Genomic DNA, 18,836 nt, shown 5'->3' on the forward strand with positions numbered 1-18,836 from the left:
GTGCGCCGCCGCCGGGGGGTTCCAGCCAATTAGCCTATAAATTCCATGTAATAGGACTTTGGTCTGAGTTGCCGGAGTTACGCGAGTTGCTGAAGTCGCTGAACTGCCTGACACGGCGGCGCGGTTGACGCATGCACAGAAAAGGCCCGGCACTGGTGGATCCGTTCATCCACCAGGGCCGGGCCGTCGTGCACCGTGCGTCGTGCGTCGTGCGTCGTGCGTCGTGCGTCAGTGCGCGAGGGACTCCTGCGGAGCCGGGGCCGCCTTGCCGTTGTCCGCACCGCCGTCCGTGCTGTCGTCCGCGTCGCCGGCCGGGGCCGGGCCCGCGCCCCGCAGCGGGACCTCCTTGACGAACCAGGCTGCCGCGAAGCCCAGTACGGCGATGGCCGCGCCGAGCAGGAACGCGGAGTGCGTACCGGCGGCCACCGCGTGCTGGTAGGCGTCGCGCACGGCCTCGGGCAGCTTGGCCAGGCTCGCCGCGTCCAGCTGGGCGGAGCCCGCTGCTCCGGCGGCCTCCGGGCCCAGGCGCTCGGACATCGTGTCCGTGACCCGGGCGGTGAAGAGGGAGCCCATCAGGGCCACGCCGAAGGAGCCGCCGAGCGTACGGAACAGGGTCGCCGAGGAGGACGCGACGCCCATGTCCTTCATCTCGACGCTGTTCTGCGCGACCAGCATGGTGATCTGCATCAGGAAGCCGAGCCCGGCGCCGAGGACGGCCATGTACAGGCCGGAGACGAGGCGCGAGGTGCCGGTGTCCATCGTCGCGAGCAGGAAGAGCCCGACGACCATGAGCGCGCCGCCGGCGATCGGGAAGGCCTTGTACTTGCCGCTGTTGGTGGTGATGCGGCCCGCGATCAGCGAGACGACCATCATCGAGAGCAGCATGGGCAGCAGGAGCAGGCCCGAGTTGGTGGCGGAGGCGCCTTGGACCGCCTGCTGGAACAGCGGGAGGTAGAGCACGCCGCCGAACATCGCGAAGCCGACGAGGAAGCCGATCACGGACATCAGGGTGAAGTTGCGGCTGCGGAAGATGTGCAGCGGCATGACCGGCTCGGCCGCCTTGGTCTCGGCGTAGAGGAACGCGGCGATCGAGACCAGGCCGACGATGATCAGGCCGATGATCTGGCCGGAGCCCCAGGCGTACTCGGTGCCGCCCCACGTCGTGACCAGCACGGTGGAGGTGATGGCGACGGTGAGGAGTGCCGCACCCAGGTAGTCGATCTTCGGGCGTTCGCCCTCCCCGGTCTTCTTGGGCAGGTGCAGGACGGCGGTGACCATCGCGAGCGCGACCGCACCGAGCGGCAGGTTGATGTAGAACGACCAGCGCCAGCCCATGTGGTCGGTGATGGTGCCGCCGACCAGCGGTCCGCCGATCATGGCGAGGGCCATCACGCCGGCCATCATGCCCTGGTACTTGCCGCGCTCACGGGGCGGGATGAGGTCGCCGATGATCGCCATGACGCCGACCATCAGACCGCCGGCGCCGAGGCCCTGGATCGCGCGGAAGCCGATCAGCTGACCCATGTCCTGGGCCATGCCGCTGAGCGCGGAGCCGATCAGGAAGATGACGATCGAGGTGAGGAAGGAGCCCTTCCGCCCGTACATGTCGCCGATCTTGCCCCAGATGGGGGTGGAGGCCGCCGTGGCCAGCGTATAGGCGGTGACCACCCAGGAGAGGTGTTCCAGGCCGCCGAGCTCGCCGACGATGGTCGGCATCGCGGTACCGATGATCATGTTGTCGAGCATGGCCAGCAGCATCGCGATCATGAGCGCCATGAGGACGACGCGCACGCTGCGCGGCTTCACCTCCTCCGAGGTTCCGGCAGTTTTGACTGTCTCGCCCATGTCCACTCCCCTGGCACTTCTGCTCTGCTGTTCTACCGCTTGCCGACCCGCTGATCGGCGGCTCTGGTGCTCTTCGAGCCCGGCTCTTACTTGCCGACCGGCTAGTTCACTACACTGGGGACGGTAGACCCGTCACTAGCCGGGCGTCAAGTAAGTAAATTTTGGGGAGAACCGACCATGACGACCAGCTCCAGCGGCCGTCCGCAGCCGCGCCGTGGCAACACGCGCCAGCGCATCCAGGACGTCGCGCTGGAGCTGTTCGCCGAACAGGGGTACGAGAAGACGTCGCTGCGCGAGATCGCGGAGCGGCTGGAGGTCACGAAGGCGGCGCTGTACTACCACTTCAAGACCAAGGAAGACATCATCATCAGCCTCTTCGAGGACCTGACGCGGCCGATCGACGAGCTGATCGCGTGGGCGGAGGAGCAGCCGCGCACCTTGGAGACCAAGTGCGAAGTGCTGCGCCGCTACAGCGAGGCGATGGCGGCGGGCGCCTCGCTGTACCGCTTCATGCAGGAGAACCAGGCGACGATGCGGGAGCTGAGCATCGGCGAGACGGTCAAGAAGCGGCTCTTCCAGCTGGTGGAGCTGCTGCGTACGGAGGACGGGCCGCTGACGGACCAGGTCCGCTGCGTGAGCGCCCTGTTCACGCTGCACGCCGGGATGATGTTCCTCCAGCACGTCGAGGGCGACCCGGAGGAGACCCGCCAGGCGGCCCTTGCCGTCGCGACGGACCTCATCACCCAGGCCCACCATCACGACGCCACCTGATCGCGGGCGGGGTCCTGCCCGGAGCCACCAGGCCGAGCCGGCCGGGCCGGCTCCGGGCCGGGTCGGGGCCGGGTCGGCCCCGACCCGGGCTGGCCCCGACCGGAAGCCCACCCGTCCGGATCAGGCGAGCCGGCGGTCCGCGGCCGCGATCGGGATGTCGTTGATGCTGGCCTCGCGGCGGCTCATCAGACCGTCCGGAGTGAACTCCCACTGCTCGTTGCCATGGCTGCGCCACCACTGGCCGGCGGTGTCGTGCCACTCGTACTCGAAGCGGACCGAGATGCGGTTGCCTGTGTACGCCCAGAGCTCCTTGCGGAGCCGGTAATCGAGCTCACGTTCCCACTTCGCGGCGAGGAAGTCGCGGATCTCGGCGCGGCCGGTGAGGAACCGGTCGCGGTTGCGCCACTGCGAGTCCTCCGTGTACGCGAGCACCACACGCTCGGGGTCACGGCTGTTCCAGGCATCCTCGGCGGCCTGCACCTTGGCCCGGGCCGACTCCTCCGTGAAGGGCGGCAGCGGCGGACGGACCACGCTTTCGTTCATGACGGACCCTCTCGCGATCTCACTGAAGAACGATCGTTCTCACCCTAGAGAACGCCCGTTCTCCCCGCAACAGGATCTCGACTACGCTGCCCCCATGGACGACGAAGAGGCCCGCACCCGGCTCCTGGACACGGCGGAGGCGCTGTTCTACGCCGAAGGCATCCAGGCCGTCGGCATGGACCGCATCCGCGCCGGGTCGGGGGTTCCCCTCAAACGGCTCTACCGGATCTTCCCTGCGAAGGAAGCCCTGGTCACGGCGTACCTGGAACGCCGTGACCACCGCTGGATGACGAGCCTGCGCGAAGCGGTGACGGCCGGGGCCGCAGATCCCGTCGCCGCCGTGTTCGACTGGCTCGCGGACTGGTTCTCCGAGCCGGACTTCCGGGGCTGCGCGTTCCTGAACGCCTTCGGCGAACTCGGCGCTGCCCACGCCGGGGTGCTGGACGTCGTGCGCCGCCACAAGGCGGAACTACGAGCCTTGCTGGCCGACTTGGCCGGCCCGCACCGCGAGGACCTGGCGGACCAGCTCCTGATCCTGGTCGAGGGCGCCACGGTGGTCGCCGCCCTGGACCCAGGCCCGGAACCGGCCCACGCGGCCCGCGAGGCCGCGCAACGGCTGCTGTCCGGCCACTGAACGGGATCGGCCCGGGCGGACTCGGCGGCTGCCGCCGGTGGACCGGGGCCGCGGTGACAGCGCGTATGACGCATGCGCACACACGCCGTCACAGCCGCCACCGTACCCGTCGAGGCGGGCGAGCTCTTCTACGAGTCGGCCGGCGAAGGACCCACCGTCGTACTGATGCATGCGGCATGCTCGACCTGAACATGTGGGACGAGCAGTTCTCATGGCTCGCGGAGCTGGGGTACCGCGTCATCCGCTATGACGCCCGCATGCACGGGCGTTCCTCCACCGTGGTCAGGGACTACGCCCACCACGACGATCTACACGCTCTGCTCACCCACCTCGATGTCCCTTGCGCCACGCTCGTAGGGCTTTCCCTCGGGGCGCGGACCGCCGTCGATACGGCGCTCGCTCATCCGGAGTCCGTGTCGGCACTGGTCCTTGCCTCACCCGGGGTGAGCGGCCGGCCCTTCAACGACCCCTACGTCGCGCACCACACCGCACAGCAGATGGCCGCGATGGGCGACCCGGACGGCGGCGCGCAGCGGTTCGTGGAGCACTTTCTGCGGATGTGGGTGGACGGGCCGCACCGCGAACCGTCCCAAACTGCGCGACCGGATGCGTTCTTCGGCGTCCGCCAATGTCGTGCGGCACGCCCGCGGGCTCGGGGCGGGGATACCGAAGGAAATCGGAGCAGCGGACCGGCTGGCCGCCATCGGCGTGCCCACCCTGGTTCTCGACGGAGAACTCGACAGCGGTGACATCACGTCAAACGCCCAGGCCATCGCCCAAACCGTTCCCGGTGCCAGGCATCAGCGGTTCGCCCTCGGCAGCCCACATGGTCAACCTCGAGGACACGGAGCTCTTCAACCTCGCGGTCAAATCCTTCCTCGCGTCCACGACCGACCTCTCCTGAGCACGTTCCCCTGTACCGGCGTGAGCACATCCAGGGGTACGCCGACGTTTTCCAGGCGTGTGCGTGCGCAGGTCGTCACGGTGGAGCCAGAAGCTCTGGAGGGGATGTTCTCCAGCGAGAGGACAGAGACCCCTCCATGACGGGAACGACCGCCGCCATCGCGTCCTTCGGGTAGTCCTGGCGCGGCACGTTCAGCGCCCTGTGCTGCCTATACAGGGCGGAGCTCGTCACGTGGGGAACTCACCGAGCCAGTTGCCTTTCAGCAGTACCGCGGGCACGTACTCGGACTCGACTTCGATCGGGATGCCTGCTTCTCGGGCGAAGCAGGTCATGGCGAGCGGAGCGAGCGCGACGAGACCCGAGATCAGCTGTGACCGGTCCTCCTGAGTCCAGTACTCCTGGTGCCACTGCAGGGCGGCCGTGAGGGCACGGTTGAACCCCGCGTGGTCGTCGCGAATGATGCGGTGGAACATCTCCATGGGCGGGTAGAACAGCCGGCCCACCGTCTCCGGGTCCGATGCCGTCTCCGGATCGGTCCCGTCGATCGCGGCCACCAGCTTCTGACCGAGGTCGGGGCCACCGAGCCAGTAGGTCTGGAGGGTGTCGATCCAGGCGTACTCGAATTCCTGGGTGACGCCGCCGTTCTCCCGCAGCAGCGACAGCGGCACCCGGCACAGCGCGGTGATCCGGTCCCGCTCCCGGCACACCACGGCCAGATAGAAGGCGGTGAGCCAGGCCGCCGGGGTCACGTAGGGCTGCGGACCGGTCGCTTCGAGCGTGCGGTCCTTGTGCGCGATGCGGCACTGGATGTGGGGCTCGGTCGTGGTCGCTGCGGCGAACACCGCGGAGCCGATCTGCATCGCGGTCACCCAGGCGTCCCAGGTGGGGTAGATCGCACCCCTCGGATCCATCAGGCAGCGCGCCTGGGCAACGATGAACGTGCTGTCCAGGGCCTCACCGAGAGCGGTGGAGCGTCCTTCCAGACGGCCGATCCACGCCTCCGCGCTCTCCTCGAGAAAGGCGAGGCCAGCTTCCGCGTTCCCTGTGGGAAAGGGGTGACGGGGGATGATCGCGACCAACGCTTTTCTCCTTAAAGCTTGAAGTACTTGAGCACGGCGCCAGCATACTGACCCGCGTTTTCATTGGCCTGGACGAGGACGTAGCGCAGGCTCTTGCCGTCGACGCCGTCGAGGGCGTCCTCGATCTCCTTGGCGTACTTGGCGTCGTCCGGTGACACAAAGGCCCGCTGCTTCATATCGGCCACAATCGTGCGAACGTAGTCGATACTGCCTTGCTTCACCTTCACTATGTCGGGGCGGCCATTGCTCTGGCGCCACTCCAAGACTCCGTTGGGGCTCTTGGCCTCCACGATGATGAGGTTGCCGTCCTTGTCGCGCCAGAGCTGGTCGAACCTCTTCGACCCGTTGGGGGTGTCCGGCAGGTCGGTGATCTCGTGTGCGCCTTCGAACTCCTTCTGCAGGAGCATGTGCCGGCGTGCGGCCTCTTCGCCGAGGTCTTCGCCCAGCTTGGTGTTGTTCGAGACGTCTTTGCCAACCGTCTGGTTGTAGTGCTCCTGCGCGTGGGCCAGGTCGTGCGCGTTCTCGTAGGTCGGGCTTTCGTCGAAGGCCTTCTCCCACTTGTTCAGCTCCATACCGGCGAACCGCTTGGCTGCAACCTCGTTGAGGTGCTTCAGGTTTTCGGGAGGAACCGTGTCCGCGCCCCGCTCCAGGGGGGTGAGGTGGAAGCCGCCAGGATGGGCATGCGGTATCGAATCCGCAGCCACCCAGCTCCCGTCCGACTGCTTGACGAGCTTCGGGAGGAGCTGACCGTCGACCAGTTCCTCGGCGTTGTTGCGCTTGCCGGGCCCCCACTTGTCGTAGTGCTCTGCCCGCCAGACCGGATCTTCGTTGACCAGCCGGACGTGCTCCCGTTCGATGGCTGAGATTTCCGCCGCAGTGCGGTCCTTGGCCGGAACCTCGCGGGCAGCTTCGTACTCCGCTCGGTGGGCCGCACGGGTCGCCTCGTCAAGGCCGTGCGAGGGCTGCGGCTGGTGGCCGCCGCCCGGGCCGGAGGGGCCGTTGGTGCCGCCGTGGCCGCCTGTGCCGGAGCCGTCGGGGTGGGTGCCGCCGGTGCTCGGGGTGTCCGGGTGGGAGCCGCCTCCGCCGGGGCTGTCCGGGTGGGTGCCGCCTCCGCTCGGGGTGTCGGTGCCGTGGGTGGACGGGGAGTCCGGGTGGGAGCCGCCGCGGGGGGTGTTGTCCAGGTCGTTGCGCGGCATGTTGTCCGGGGCATGGCCGCCGGGGGTGCCGTGGTCGCCGGCGCGACCCGTGGGGGTGTTGTCGAAGCCGTGCGGGCCGTGGGCGCCGTTGTCGATCGTGTGGAGCGGGTCGGAGATGTCGGAGCCGAGGTGGATCGCGTTGTCGCCGCCGCGGGCGCCCGCGCCCGCCATCTCCGGGACCTTCACCGGGGCCGGGGTGTCCACCTTCGGGACGTCCGCCTTCGGGGTGTCCACGATGTCCTTCGGGGCCTCGTCCGCCTTCTGGATGGTCTTGCCAGCTTCGTCGTAGATGTTCCCCTCGGGGTCCATGAACTGCGCCGGGCCGTCGCCCGGGACCTTCACCGAGCCCTCCGGAAGCTGCACGGTGCCCTCGGGCAGCTTGATGTTGCCGTCCGGGAGCTTGATCGCGCCGTCCGGGACCGCTGTGCCCGGCGGGAGGTGGATCGCGCCGTCGGGAAGGTGGACCGCGCCCTCGGGGAGGGCGATGGCGTTGTCGATGTTGATACTGGGGACTTCGACCTTGCCGAGGTTCTTGAGGCCGGCCATCACGTCGCCGATCTTCGAGATGCCCGCGCCCGCACCCTTGAAGACGTAGGTCATGGGGTCGACGATCCTGCCCGCCTTGCCCGCGACCGACAGTGCCTTGGCGACCGCGCCGGCCTTGCCCGCGCCCGAGACCGCACCGCCCGTGCCACCCGTGGCGATGGTGGTGATCACGTTGAAGGTGACCGCACCCGCCGCGCGGCCCGGGTTGGAGCCCCACTGGTCCCACGCCAGCAGTGCCTTGCCGGTCTCCTTCATCGCGGTACGCGAATCACGCAGCCAGGAGGGAAGTTTGTCGTCCGGGACCGCCATGAAGAGAGGGCCGGCTCCAGGGATGGAGACGATCGCGAGGCCGGTCGCCAGCTTGGCGAGGCCGGTCCACGACTGCTTGAAGGTGTCCCAGCCCTGAAGGCCCACGAGGCCGCCCAAACCCTTGAGGGTGCCCCAGACGCCGTCGACGAAGAAGCCCTTGGTGAACTCCCACGCGTGTTCCCACACCTGCCAGGCGGGGATCGACTCCTCGACCGCGTCGCCCCACGGCAGGGACTTCGCCTGCTTCAGGGCCTCGGCGTCGTAGCCGTACATGCCCTCGCCGTGCGAGCCGTCGTCCTTCTTGAGCGGCTTGCCGCCCACCAGGGCGACGATCTTGGCGTGGGCGGCCGTTTCGACGTCCTGGAACTGGGCCCAGACCTCGGCGATCTTGTTGCGGCGCTCGAGGTTCTCGTCGATCAGATCGCCGTCCTCGATCCAGTCCTCGTCGTCGGCGACCTTGGCGCGGAACGCCTCGGCTTCCTTCTTCAGCGAGTCCAGCCGCTTCGCGATCGGCTCCGCATCCCGCGCGTACGTACCGAGGGCGCCCGCTATGGTGCACATGTCGGTGCTGATCTTCAGGCCCAGGTCGGAGACCGGCTTCGTCGTCGCGAAGAGCTGATCGGCCTCCGGCGCCTGGTAGAACGCCTGGAGCCCGCCGAAGCTGCTGTGGACGTCGCTCGCCGCGGTCGAGATCGTCGCCCCGCCCGATGAGATCGCCTTCACCTTCACGTCCAGCAACGCGAAGTCCCCCGTGAAGACAGGCACCTCGGCCGGATCGACCGGCGCGTTCCCGCTCACTTCTTCTCCCCCGAGTGCTCGCGCAGATACTGAAGGTTCACCGAGCGGGCGGCGTCCTGGGCCGCCTTGGCCTGGTCCAGATCGCCTTCCAGGTACTCGTTGGTCGCCGTCGCGGCACCACGCATGCAAGCCTCGATGCGCTCCGTCATCGACTTGAGTTCCTTCTCGCGGCCCTTCAGGTACTCACCCAGAGCGGCCGCCACCGGACCCATGGCGTTGCGTGCCTGGCCGGGGGCCAGCGGGCCGACGAACTTCGCCGCCGATCCCGGTACCGCCGTGCCCGCGTACTGCGCCGCCTGCGACATGTCCGCCAGGAGGGCGTTCAAAGCCTTCTCCAGATCACCGGCGTGCCCGCCGACGGTCTTCAACTGCCCTTGCACGCCCTGCGGCTTGATGTCCCACGACGTCATCGGCGATCCACCCCCGTGTGCCCCACTGCCCTACGGCCCTACTGCGCTACTGCCCTGCTTGCCTACTGGCCTACTGGCCCGCTGAAACGATCCTGCTCAGCCGATGTTGTCCACCGCGGCCTTGGCTCGCTGAAGCGTCTGCTGCGCCGTGCCGTCGTTCTTCTCCAGCGTCGCGTTCAGCAGCCGGATGATGTTCTTGACCTCCTGCGAGGCGTTCTTCCAGCGCAGTTCCTTGGCGTGGTAGTCGTCCGCCACACCATCCGCCGCGAAGTCCGCCATCGCGGCCGCCACCTGCGACTCACGCGCGGCGATCACCTGCTCCAGCTGGGCGATCACCGCCTTGATGTTGCCCTGCGCCTCCGTCGAGGCGCCCATGTCGTACGAACGACGGTCCCTGTCACCAGCCATCACAACCACACTCCCCGTGAAGAAGATCAGCGACCCGAGAAGCGGGCCGCGTCGAAGTTCGCCGCCGACTGCTGCTGCCGCGCGTTCTCGCCCTGCTCCTGGTCACCCGACCCGAAGGCGCGCTCCATGCCCGACTGGCCGCCGAGGATCGCGGCCAGCGAAGCGTTGAGCTCCTTCGCGATGCCGTCCGAACGCACCTTGAACGAGTCGAACGCCACCTTGCCCTGGCCGTTGAACTTGCCCTCCAGCGGCTGCGCCGCGTCCACCAGCAGCTTGATCAGCGTTCCCAGGTCCGTACTCGAATTCCGCGACCCCGACATCAGGTTCGTCAGAACCTGCGTTCCCATGTCGAACTTCATCCCACTCCCCCGCACACTCGAACGATCGTCAGCATGTCTGATTTTCTAACATACATCGCTCCTGCAACGAGCAACGGGCCAGCTGTGACGCACTTATGACAAACCAGCAGGTGAGGAGAGGGGCCAGTCCCGGAGGATGACGGCTCGATTGAGTACGCGTACTCATGCCCTCGACGCGGCACGCCCGTCGCACGCCGTCGTCCAGGCAGCAGCAACGCCACGGCCACGGCCGATCACTCCCGGTGATCTTCACTCACCTCTGCTGCGGGCCGGCCTCGCCGGGGACTCCGCGTCCACTCGCGGATCCGGTCGGCACGTCACGAAGGCGTGACGGCTGGGCGACTTGACGGCGCTGGGCGCTCCCGGCTGAGCGAGCTGCGGGTCACACGCAGCCCGTCTACGACGCACCCGGTCCGCCACACGCCGGACGGGAAGCCGGCCGGTCCGGACACGGGCTGGAGGCCGGCGTGACGCTCTGCTATCCCCGGGGGCTGCACCACTGGAACGAGCAGCTGGGCGACTCCCCGCCGATCGACCCGCAGATCGTCAACGTGAGCGATGAACGGCCGCTGCAAGCGGTCCCTCGCGCCCAGGCGCGGCCCGCACTTGAGCAGGCACAGAATCCCTGCCGCGCAAAGGCTGGAAGGTCATCGCATAAGAGAACTCCCACGACGATCTCCGGCTAGGCCGCACCCTCGGCGGACCCCGACGACACAGTGTCGGTGTCGGTGGCGGTGCCGGTGGCGGTGTCGGGATACCCCGGCGACCGACTCCCGGTCGCCGCCCCCCTCCGTATGCACCCTCTACCCGTCGGACACGCCTCCGGCCGATCGCGCGAGCCCCGTTCACCGGCCCAACCGGCTCCCACGCAGCTGCGTGGATACGGGGGCGGGGGCTGAGCCGACCACCTTCCTGCTGGCTGTGATTCAGCCGCCGGCGCTGCGGGGGAAGGTGATCTCGACGCGGCGGTTCTTCTTGCGGCCTTCCTCGGTGCCGTTGTCGGCGATCGGGTAGTCCTCGCTGTACCCGCGGACGTCGAAGACGACGCCGGGGTTCGTCACCGTCTTGGCCAGCTCCGCCTGCACGGCGTCGGCACGCTGCTTCGACAGCTCCTTGCCGTGCTCGTAGCTGCCCTGATCGTCGGTGAACCCGAAGACGCGGATGCGGGTGGCCTTCTGGGTGTTGATCTCCTGCGCGATCGCCTGGATGCGGGCGGCGGCCTGAGCGGTGAAGACGGCACTGTCCTCGGGGAACAGCACCTCGGATTGCAGCGCCATCATGACGGTCTGGTTGGTCTCCTGCCGCCGCTGCTCACCGCCGAGGTCCTCGACGACCTCGGCGATGTCGAGCACCTTGATGGGTGCGAGGGTGCCGCCCTGGGGGATCTTCAGCCCGGGCGATTTCGAATCGATCGGCACGGGAGCGGAGGCGGACGGTTCCGTGCCGGGGGGTACGGACGGCTTGACGCCGTCGGCGTGGGCGCTGGTCACGCCGATGAAGTGGGCCCCGGCGATGACGAGACCGACGACGGCCGTGGATGCGGACAGGCGGTGGCGTTTAGTCATGGGGTCACCCGGAGAGTTTGACGGTCGCCGTGGCGAAGGTGGGCAGGTTGAATTCAACCTCCGTTGTGCTGGCGGGCGGCGCCGGAAACTGAGCGAAGAACGGAATCGCCGCGCCCCGCTCAATGAGGGCGATTCCCGTGGTGCACAAACACCGGCCGTCCGTGTCGCGCAGTACGTAGTAGCGCTTCTTGCCTGCCTTGTCGGTCACCGTCACTCCGGCGATCGACGTCCCGCTCTGCGTGAGCTCGTTGCCTCTCCAGGCGGGTGTCTTCGCATAGTCGGCGCTACCGCCGTTCTTGAACTGACCGCTGATGGTCAGGAATCCTCCGGCGTCACGAGTTGCCGAATTGACGGTCATCACCATGCCGTCCTCACCATTGGCCGTGGCCAGTACCTGTGTAGGTGCCGGGCTGGCGCTCCCGCCGGGCGCGGATGTCTGAGGAGCGGCACCTTGAGGGCTAGCTGCGGCAGACCCCTGCGGCCCCTTCGACTTACCGTCATCGCCACCGCCGCACCCGGCCAATGCGAGGGCGAGAACCGCCGCAACCGCTACGGCCGCTCCCCCACGGGCTTTCACCGTGTGCCGAATGCTCATTTATGCAGCTTCCTTGTCTCTCATGCGTTGTCAGTCGACCAGTCGTACGGTGAAGAGTGCCCTCGCCAACTGGGACACCGCGCCTGGCTTTGCCGGATCCACGGCGAGGGACTTCCCGCTGCACACAAAGGTGACGCTCCCGGCCCCAGGGGAGGGCGACGGGCTAGCTGTCGACGCCGGTGAAGGGGTGGGGCTAGGAGCAGGAGTGGGGGCCGAACGGAGCTCGCATCGCGGTTCGATCCGGGCTTTGGCTGTGGCCTTGCCTGGCAGGTCCCCGCTCCCGGGTATTACCGAGCTCCCCACCGTGTCGTTGGTAGTTACTGCGACGGTGAACTCAGGAATGGCCACTGTGCAGTTCGCGGTGGCATCGTTCAGCGCGGCGAACTCGGTGGCCATCCCACAGGCGCCCTCCCCATCAAGGAGGTCTCCGTTGGCAATCTTCTCCCAGTCGGCAGGCTTGAGGGCGAGCAAATCGAGCCCAAGAAACACGTTGTCCCTGGCTTCACGGGCCGCCGCCAGGGCCGCCGCATCCGCTGCCCCCTGCGCATCGCTGCGGGTGGCACCGGCCATTCCGACGACGAAGAAGGCGAGGGCGGCGAAGAGCAGGCCAGCGACCACCACGATGTAGATGGGGAAGGCCTGCCCTTTGTCGCTCAGGAAGCCTTCCTCCGTCACTTGCCTGCGGTGATCGCGCCGATCTGGGACGTGATCTTGGCTGTGATCGTCTGCCCGATGCCCGTGCCCACGATCGCCCCGATGATCACCACGACCACCAAGATGATCCCCAGGTACTCGAACGCCGTCTGGCCGCGATCCCTCGTGCCTGTGCCCGCGTACCGCTTCCGCATCCTCGCCAGGGTGTTCTGCAACATGGGGGTTCCCTCCCGGGCCGGTGACGCTGTCGATGGGCGGACGGTACGGCGAGTTACCTCTCGTAACCAAGGGTCTCGGGGCCCAATTACGGACCCACTGCGCACTCCGTCTACCCATGACCGGTCACTCCTGGACGGGCGGTTCCCAGCCAGCGGGCTATCGCCTCGCTGCGCGTGGCGCTGTGGAGCTTCGCGAAGATGCGGTTGATGTGGTTCTTGACCGTCTTCTCGCTGATGAAGCAGGTGGCAGCGATCTGCTGGTTGTTCATCCCGGATGCGATCAGGTCCATGACCTCCACCTCCCGCGAACTCAGGCCGAATGCAACAGAGTTGTTCAGCCGCTCAGAAGAGGGTGCCACAGTTCGTTGCTGCTGCGAAGAGGCCCTGAGCTCGGCGAGCAGGGCGCTCGCCGCCGTCGGGGTGAAGTGGGGGCGGCCCTCGGGGGCATCGCGGATCGCGCGGAGCAGCTCATCGGCCGTGAACTCCCCGTGCACGAGGTAGCCTCCGGCGCCCAACAGCAGGGCTTCCCGGACGATTTCGGCTTCCTTCCTGTACGTCAGCATCAGCACGGGAGCCAGCTGCACCAGGTGCGGCAGCGCCGAGATGCCGTCCACCCCCGGCATCCGGACGTCCAGCAGGACCACGTCCGGAGCGTGCCGGCGGGTCAGGCTCAGTGCCTCACGGCCGTCCGCCGCCTGCGCTATGACCTCGATGTCATCGGCCGCGCACAGGATGGCCGCCAGGCCCGCCCTGATGACCGGGTTGTCGTCGGCGATGAGCACGCTCAGTCGGGCCACGGCTCACCCACCCCCGAGCATCGCGCCGAAGTCGACGTTCGCCCCGTACACGAACCCGCACACCAGCAGGATCAGCGTCCCCGGCAGCATGAACATGGTGACGGCGAACGTCGCCTTCGGGACGGCCCGGGCCGCTCGCCGCCGCGCGTTCTGGGCGTCCGTGCGGCGCATGTCCTCGGCGATCGCGATCAGGGTGTCCACGATCGGGGAGCCGAGTTCCTCGCCTTGTTGCAACGCCGTCACGAACTGCGCGACCTGTTCGCTGTCGTTGCGCCGCCGCAGCTCGTCGAAGGCCTGGCGGCGGCTGACGCCCATGTCCATCTGCTGAAGCGTGATGCGGATCTCGTCCGCCCACGGGCCCTCGTACTTGTGCGCCACCCGGTCCAGCGCCTGCCGGAAGCCGAGCCCCGCGCTCACCACCACCGCGAGCACGTCCAGGAAGTCCGGCAGGGTCCGCTCGATGTGATCGCGGCGGACCCGGATCGCCGACCACAGGCCGACCTCGATCCAGAACAGGCCGAAGGCGACCATGAGGAGGGCCGGGACCAGCTGTCCGTTGATCAGCATCGAGAAGGCACCCAGGGCGCCCAGGGCCCCGTACACCGCGCGCCGCGCCGCGTAGCGGTCGATCGTGAGGCCGGCCGGGTTGCCCGCCATGTCGATCTGGCGGCGCTTGCGCGCGACCTGCTTCGGGCCCATCAGGCGCAGTATCAGCGGGGCCCATCGGATGCCCAGCCGGTCCACGAGCGAGCCGACCGCCGTCGTACGGGTGGCGCCGACCTCCAGGGCAAGCGCGAGGTCGGTCGGCAGTTCGACGTCGGCCCGGTAGAGCCGGACGCCGTGGAAGGCGCCGAGGACGGACACCGCCACGAGCACGGCCAGGAGAAGAGCGATCACGTCGGCAGCCCCCTCACACGTCGATCTTGGACAGGCGGCGGATGAGGACGAAGCCGAGTGTGAAGAGCCCGAGCGCGACCAGGACCGCGGTCTGCCCGATGAAGGCCCCCGTCATCCGGTCCAGCGCGCCCGGCATCATCATGTCCACCAGCAGCAGGGAGCCCAGCCCGATGGCCGGGACCAGGTACGCGGTCACCGTGACCTGGGACAGCTGGGTACGGATCTCCCGGCGGGTCTCCTTCCGCTGCTCCAGCGTCACGGTGAGGTTGCGCAGGCTCTCCACGATCGTGCCGCCCGCGCGGGCGGACAGGACGAGTGTGGAGACCAGGACGACCAGTTCCCGCGAAGGCAGCCGCTCGGTGAGTTCGCCCAGGGACTCCTCGATGGAGTGGCCGACGGCGAGGCGGTCGGCGACGCGCGCGAGTTCCTCGCCCGCGGGGGCCTCCAGCTCCTCGGCCGCCATGCCGATGGCCGTGCGCAGGGCCAGCCCGGCCTGGGTGGCGTTGGCCAGGATCCGCGCCAGCTCGGGGAGCTGGTTGATGAACCGCTCCGTACGGCGGGTCCGCTGCCAGTTGAGGAAGGCGTTCGCCGCCCACAGCCCGATCAGGCCCGCCACCGGGCCGAAGAACGGGGCCAGGAAGGAGGCCGCGACCAGCCAGGTGCCCGCGACCGCCACCAGCATGTAGACGAAGAACTCGCCCGGCGTCAGGTCCAGGCCGGTCGTCGCCAGCTTGATCTCGATGCGGCGGCCGAGCTTCGTCTTCCGCAGCCGCCGGTCGACGCCGGGGAAGCGGCGCCGCCGGCCCGCCGGGGGCGGTGTCCCGGTGGCCGAGAGGCGTTCGATGAGGGCGGCCCGCTGCGCGCGGCCCGCCGTGTACGCGTGCACGCCGAGGATCACGAGTACGCAGGCCAGCAGCGTGGCGCCTAGGGTCAGGAGGATGAGTGGGTTCACAGGGCGGTCCGGGTGATGCGGGCGGTGAGGGGGTCGTCCGGCAGCGCGACCCCGAAGGCCTGCGGGATCGGCTGGTTGTTCATGTAGAGCCGGTCCGCGATGGGGCGGGGCAGCGGGTAGTACTCGAAGAACCCGTGGACCCGCCCGTCCGCGCCCATCGGCTGGGCCACGAAGCGGCAGACCGTCGTGATCCGGAAGGGTTCGCGGCCGTGCGATTCGAGGATGGAGATCTCCGTGATGCGGCGCGAGCCGTCGCCGAAGCGGGTGAGCTGCACGATGACGTTGACGGCGCTGTTGATCTGGTCCTGGAGCGCCTCGAAGGGGATCTCGACCTCGGACATGGAGGCGAGGGTCTGCAGACGCATCAGGGCGTCCGAGGAGCTGTTGGCGTGCACGGTGGCGAGGGAGCCGTCGTGACCGGTGGACATCGCCTGGAGCATGTCGAGCGTCTCCCCGCCGCGCACCTCGCCGACGATGATGCGGTCGGGGCGCATGCGCAGCGAGTTGCGTACGAGGTCGCGGATGGTGATCTGGCCCTTGCCCTCGACGTTCGCCGGGCGGGACTCCAGGCGGATGACGTGCGCCTGCTGGAGCTGGAGTTCGGCCGAGTCCTCGATGGTGATGATGCGCTCGCCCTCCGGGATCAGGCCGGAGAGGGCGTTGAGGAGGGTCGTCTTGCCGGTGCCGGTGGCGCCCGAGACGATCAGGTTCATCTTCGCCGCGACGAGGCCGGACAGCAGCAGCAGCATCTGCTCGTCGAGCGAGCCGAGGGCGATCATCTCGTGCAGCGTGAAGGCCCGCGGGAAGCGGCGGATGGTGAGGGTGGCGCCGGTCAGGGAGAGCGGCGGGATGATGACGTTGACCCGCTCACCGCTGGGCAGCCGGGCGTCCACCATCGGATTGGCCTCGTCCACGCGGCGGTTGACGGTGGAGACGATGCGCTCGATGGTCTGCATCAGCTGCTCGTGCGAGGCGAAGCGCAGCGGGAGCTGCTCCACGCGGCCCGCCCGCTCGACGAAGATCTGGTCGGGGCCGTTGACCATGATCTCGGAGATCGAGGGATCTTCGAGGAGAGGTTCGAGCACGCCGAGCCCGAGGGCCTCGTCGACGACGCGGCGGATCAGCTGCGCGCGCTCGACGGTGGAGAGGACGGGCCCTTCGCGGCTGATGATGTGGCCGAGTACGCGCTCCAGGCGCGCCCGGCGCTCGGCGGGCGCGAGCGCGGACATCTCGGCGAGGTCGATCTCCTCCAGCAGCTTCGCGCGGTACGAGGAGACCAGCCGGCCGTCCTCGCGCGGACTGTGCCGGTCGTCGGGGGTGTTGACCCGGGAACGCAGGCTCATCGTCAGGGGCCCTTCGGATCGTCGTTGGGCATGACCGCTGTGGCCACGGCGTCCGGGATGTCGAGGCCGGGCACGATGGCATTGATCTTGATGGTCACCGTCGCGGTCACCGCGTCGCCTCCGGAGGGCACCGAGACGTCCGCGGCAAGCCCTTCACGGATGGCGGCCCGTCCGGCGGCCTCCCCCCGCCCGCGGTGCTGAGCCTCGACCCGCGCCGCCGTGCGGGCCGCGTTGTCGGCCTGCTCGTGGACGTACGCGACCCAGCCGAGCTGGATCCCGCACAGGGCGACGAACAGCAGGATCGGCACGAAGCCGATGTATTCGATGGCCACTTGGCCCCGGTCGGAGCGCATGCGTCGCCTGTTCACGTCACTCCGTCTCCCTCTCCATCGCCGCGCCGCCCGTGCCGTCGATCGTGCCGAAGTTGAGCCCGGGAAAGAGGACGGGGATCTTCAGCGTGACCGTCGCCTTGTAGATGTCGCCCTCCTTCCGGCAGTGGGGGGTACCCATGCCCCACGCGGCCGAGATGTGCTTCCCCGCCGCCGCCACGCACGCGGCGTCCCCCGTCACCGCCCCCGCCCGCGCCGCCTCGTCCGCCGCGTTGCCCGCCAGGGAGAACGCGTAGCCGATCAGCACGCACTCCCACACCGCCGCCACGAGCAGCAGGATCAGCGGCACCGTGCCGACGAACTCGATCGCCACCTGGCCCTTGTCCCCCGGTCTCCGCGACGGCATGCGTCAGCCCTCCCGGCCTCGGCGCAGCCGCGCCACCGGTCCCGGGGCGCGGACCGCCAGCGAAGCGCCCGTGGGCTGCTGATCCGGAGCCTCCGGGGCCGCCAGCAGGCCCAGTTCGCCCGCCAGGGTCCACAGGGCCTGCTTGACGGTGGAGCGGTTGTCCAGGTCCTGGACCCGGCCCGCGTCCACCACGGCCTGGAGTTCCTTGAAGGCCGCCGGGACCGGGGTGCGGGTGGCGCGGGTCTTGGTGATCTTCTCGATGAGGGCGGGCTGGATCTCGGTGTGCTTGCTCCAGCGGTTGACGACCATCGCGGTGTCCTCCGCCTTGCGCACCTGGAGCCGTTCCCACATCCGGACCATCCGCTTGGCCGCCCGCACCGCGACCACGTCCGGGGTGGTGACCAGCACGGCCACGTCCGCCGTCTCCACCGCGGCGGCGTTGGCGCCCGTCACCTGGGTTCCGCAGTCGATGACGACGAGTTCGTAGCGGCCGCGCAGCGCGCCGATGACGTGCCGGGCGGCCCGCTCGTCGACCTCCTCGCCCCGCTCGCCGTCCGCCGGGGCCAGCAGCAGCGCCAGCCCCGTCCTGTCGTCGTACACCGCGTCCTGGAGCACCCGCGGCGAGATGTCCTGGATCCCGGCGAGGTCGGCGATGGAGCGCCGGAACTGTACGTCGAGGTACGAGCCCACGTCTCCCGCCTGGAGGTCCATGTCGACCAGTGCCGTACGCCGTCCCGACGCGGCCGCGGCCAGTGCGAACTGCACGGCGGTGAAGGTGGTGCCCACGCCCCCCTTGGCCCCGGTGACCGTGACCACCCGGCCGCCGGGCCCGGCCGTCAGGGCCTCGGCAGCTCCCCGCCCCAGGTGGCGGCGTACGCCGACGGACCACTGGGCGGCGGCCTGGACCCGCGCGGCGAGTTCCTCGTACGAGAGCGGAAGGCCGATCAGCCCCCGCGCACCGGAGTCCATGGCCGCGGAGAAGAGGGCCGGTCCGGCGTCCGAGGAGACCAGGACGACGCCGACCGCCGGGAAGCGCAGGGCCACCTCCCGGATGAGCTCCAGGGCGGGCACCGGGCCGATCCGCTCGTGGACGAGGACAACCTCGGGGAGTTCGTCGATCGACTCCGCGGCGAGGCGGGCCAGGGTGTCCAGGAGGGTGGTGGAGTCGGGGACCGGGACGGCCGGCTCCGAGGCCGGGAGCTGGCTGAGCAGGGTCACGATGACGCGCGCGGCGTCCGGGTCGCCGGCCGCGGGGAGGATTCGGGTGGTCATGCGCGC

General features: G+C 69.0%; 21 protein-coding genes. 3 read left to right on the forward strand and 18 right to left on the reverse strand.

The genetic code is table 11. The features are described from left to right. Positions 1 to 228 precede the first annotated feature (228 nt). Entirely contained in the window at positions 229 to 1,845 is a 1,617-nt protein-coding gene (locus AB0D48_RS21525; RefSeq protein WP_362399077.1) for an MDR family MFS transporter, read from the reverse strand. 177 nt (positions 1,846 to 2,022) lie between these two features. On the opposite strand from AB0D48_RS21525, the gene AB0D48_RS21530 reads away from it, so the two are divergent. Next, positions 2,023 to 2,616 carry a helix-turn-helix domain-containing protein gene (locus AB0D48_RS21530; protein ID WP_362399080.1) on the forward strand — a complete coding sequence of 198 codons (594 nt, stop codon included), beginning with the start codon at positions 2,023 to 2,025 and terminating at the stop codon, positions 2,614 to 2,616. A 120-nt stretch (positions 2,617 to 2,736) separates the two neighbouring features. Here the strand turns inward: AB0D48_RS21530 and AB0D48_RS21535 are convergent, their stop codons facing one another. After that, entirely contained in the window at positions 2,737 to 3,159 is a 423-nt protein-coding gene (locus tag AB0D48_RS21535) for a nuclear transport factor 2 family protein (RefSeq protein WP_362399083.1), read from the reverse strand. A gap of 94 nt (positions 3,160 to 3,253) precedes the next feature. Here AB0D48_RS21535 and AB0D48_RS21540 point away from each other — a divergent pair, with 94 nt between their 5' ends. Then, a complete protein-coding gene (locus AB0D48_RS21540; protein ID WP_362399086.1) occupies positions 3,254 to 3,793 on the forward strand; it encodes a TetR/AcrR family transcriptional regulator in 540 nt (179 codons plus the stop codon). A gap of 176 nt (positions 3,794 to 3,969) precedes the next feature. Then, positions 3,970 to 4,542: an alpha/beta fold hydrolase gene (locus tag AB0D48_RS21545; protein ID WP_362399089.1), complete on the forward strand. Its 573-nt coding sequence runs from the start codon at positions 3,970 to 3,972 to the stop codon at positions 4,540 to 4,542. A 382-nt stretch (positions 4,543 to 4,924) separates the two neighbouring features. Here the strand turns inward: AB0D48_RS21545 and AB0D48_RS21550 are convergent, their stop codons facing one another. From AB0D48_RS21550 to AB0D48_RS21625, 16 genes are all read right to left on the reverse strand, one after another. Beyond that, positions 4,925 to 5,776, reverse strand: a complete 852-nt coding sequence (locus tag AB0D48_RS21550; protein ID WP_362399091.1) for an immunity 49 family protein — start codon at positions 5,774 to 5,776, stop codon at positions 4,925 to 4,927. Positions 5,777 to 5,787: 11 nt separating this feature from the next. Continuing rightward, entirely contained in the window at positions 5,788 to 8,625 is a 2,838-nt protein-coding gene (locus AB0D48_RS21555; protein WP_362399093.1) for a hypothetical protein, read from the reverse strand. Further along, on the reverse strand, positions 8,622 to 9,035 hold the full coding sequence (locus tag AB0D48_RS21560) for a DUF6507 family protein (RefSeq protein ID WP_362399097.1): 414 nt from the start codon (positions 9,033 to 9,035) through the stop codon (positions 8,622 to 8,624). The genes AB0D48_RS21555 and AB0D48_RS21560 overlap by 4 nt, the downstream gene beginning before the upstream one ends. Positions 9,036 to 9,131: 96 nt before the next feature. Continuing rightward, entirely contained in the window at positions 9,132 to 9,443 is a 312-nt protein-coding gene (locus AB0D48_RS21565) for a pore-forming ESAT-6 family protein (RefSeq protein WP_362399100.1), read from the reverse strand. Positions 9,444 to 9,469: 26 nt separating this feature from the next. Then, on the reverse strand, positions 9,470 to 9,802 hold the full coding sequence (locus tag AB0D48_RS21570) for a hypothetical protein (protein WP_362399103.1): 333 nt from the start codon (positions 9,800 to 9,802) through the stop codon (positions 9,470 to 9,472). A gap of 926 nt (positions 9,803 to 10,728) precedes the next feature. After that, a complete protein-coding gene (locus AB0D48_RS21575) occupies positions 10,729 to 11,367 on the reverse strand; it encodes an OmpA family protein (RefSeq protein ID WP_362399106.1) in 639 nt (212 codons plus the stop codon). 4 nt (positions 11,368 to 11,371) lie between these two features. After that, the gene (locus AB0D48_RS21580) at positions 11,372 to 11,731 is read right to left on the reverse strand and encodes a hypothetical protein (RefSeq protein ID WP_362399108.1); all 360 of its coding nucleotides are present in this window, start codon (positions 11,729 to 11,731) and stop codon (positions 11,372 to 11,374) included. A gap of 261 nt (positions 11,732 to 11,992) precedes the next feature. Further along, entirely contained in the window at positions 11,993 to 12,637 is a 645-nt protein-coding gene (locus tag AB0D48_RS21585; RefSeq protein WP_362399111.1) for a pilus assembly protein TadG-related protein, read from the reverse strand. Beyond that, entirely contained in the window at positions 12,634 to 12,834 is a 201-nt protein-coding gene (locus AB0D48_RS21590) for a hypothetical protein (RefSeq protein WP_362399113.1), read from the reverse strand. The genes AB0D48_RS21585 and AB0D48_RS21590 overlap by 4 nt, the downstream gene beginning before the upstream one ends. Positions 12,835 to 12,944: 110 nt before the next feature. Continuing rightward, positions 12,945 to 13,631, reverse strand: coding sequence for a response regulator transcription factor (locus tag AB0D48_RS21595; RefSeq protein ID WP_362399116.1), 687 nt, complete (start codon positions 13,629 to 13,631; stop codon positions 12,945 to 12,947). Between the two features lie 3 nt (positions 13,632 to 13,634). Further along, a complete protein-coding gene (locus AB0D48_RS21600) occupies positions 13,635 to 14,525 on the reverse strand; it encodes a DUF5936 domain-containing protein (RefSeq protein ID WP_362399291.1) in 891 nt (296 codons plus the stop codon). Positions 14,526 to 14,541: 16 nt separating this feature from the next. Next, entirely contained in the window at positions 14,542 to 15,480 is a 939-nt protein-coding gene (locus tag AB0D48_RS21605; protein ID WP_362399119.1) for a type II secretion system F family protein, read from the reverse strand. Next, a complete protein-coding gene (locus AB0D48_RS21610) occupies positions 15,477 to 16,823 on the reverse strand; it encodes a CpaF family protein (RefSeq protein WP_362399122.1) in 1,347 nt (448 codons plus the stop codon). The genes AB0D48_RS21605 and AB0D48_RS21610 overlap by 4 nt, the downstream gene beginning before the upstream one ends. A gap of 2 nt (positions 16,824 to 16,825) precedes the next feature. Beyond that, positions 16,826 to 17,191, reverse strand: a complete 366-nt coding sequence (locus tag AB0D48_RS21615) for a TadE/TadG family type IV pilus assembly protein (RefSeq protein WP_362399125.1) — start codon at positions 17,189 to 17,191, stop codon at positions 16,826 to 16,828. A 1-nt stretch (position 17,192) separates the two neighbouring features. Continuing rightward, complete coding sequence (locus tag AB0D48_RS21620; protein ID WP_362399128.1) at positions 17,193 to 17,558, reverse strand: TadE/TadG family type IV pilus assembly protein; 366 nt, start codon at positions 17,556 to 17,558, stop codon at positions 17,193 to 17,195. A 3-nt stretch (positions 17,559 to 17,561) separates the two neighbouring features. Next, positions 17,562 to 18,830: an AAA family ATPase gene (locus tag AB0D48_RS21625; RefSeq protein ID WP_362399130.1), complete on the reverse strand. Its 1,269-nt coding sequence runs from the start codon at positions 18,828 to 18,830 to the stop codon at positions 17,562 to 17,564. Between the last annotated feature and the right edge of the window lie 6 nt (positions 18,831 to 18,836).

The organism is Streptomyces sp. NPDC048269 (assembly GCF_040652395.1).
Classification (GTDB): Bacteria; Actinomycetota; Actinomycetes; order Streptomycetales; family Streptomycetaceae; genus Streptomyces.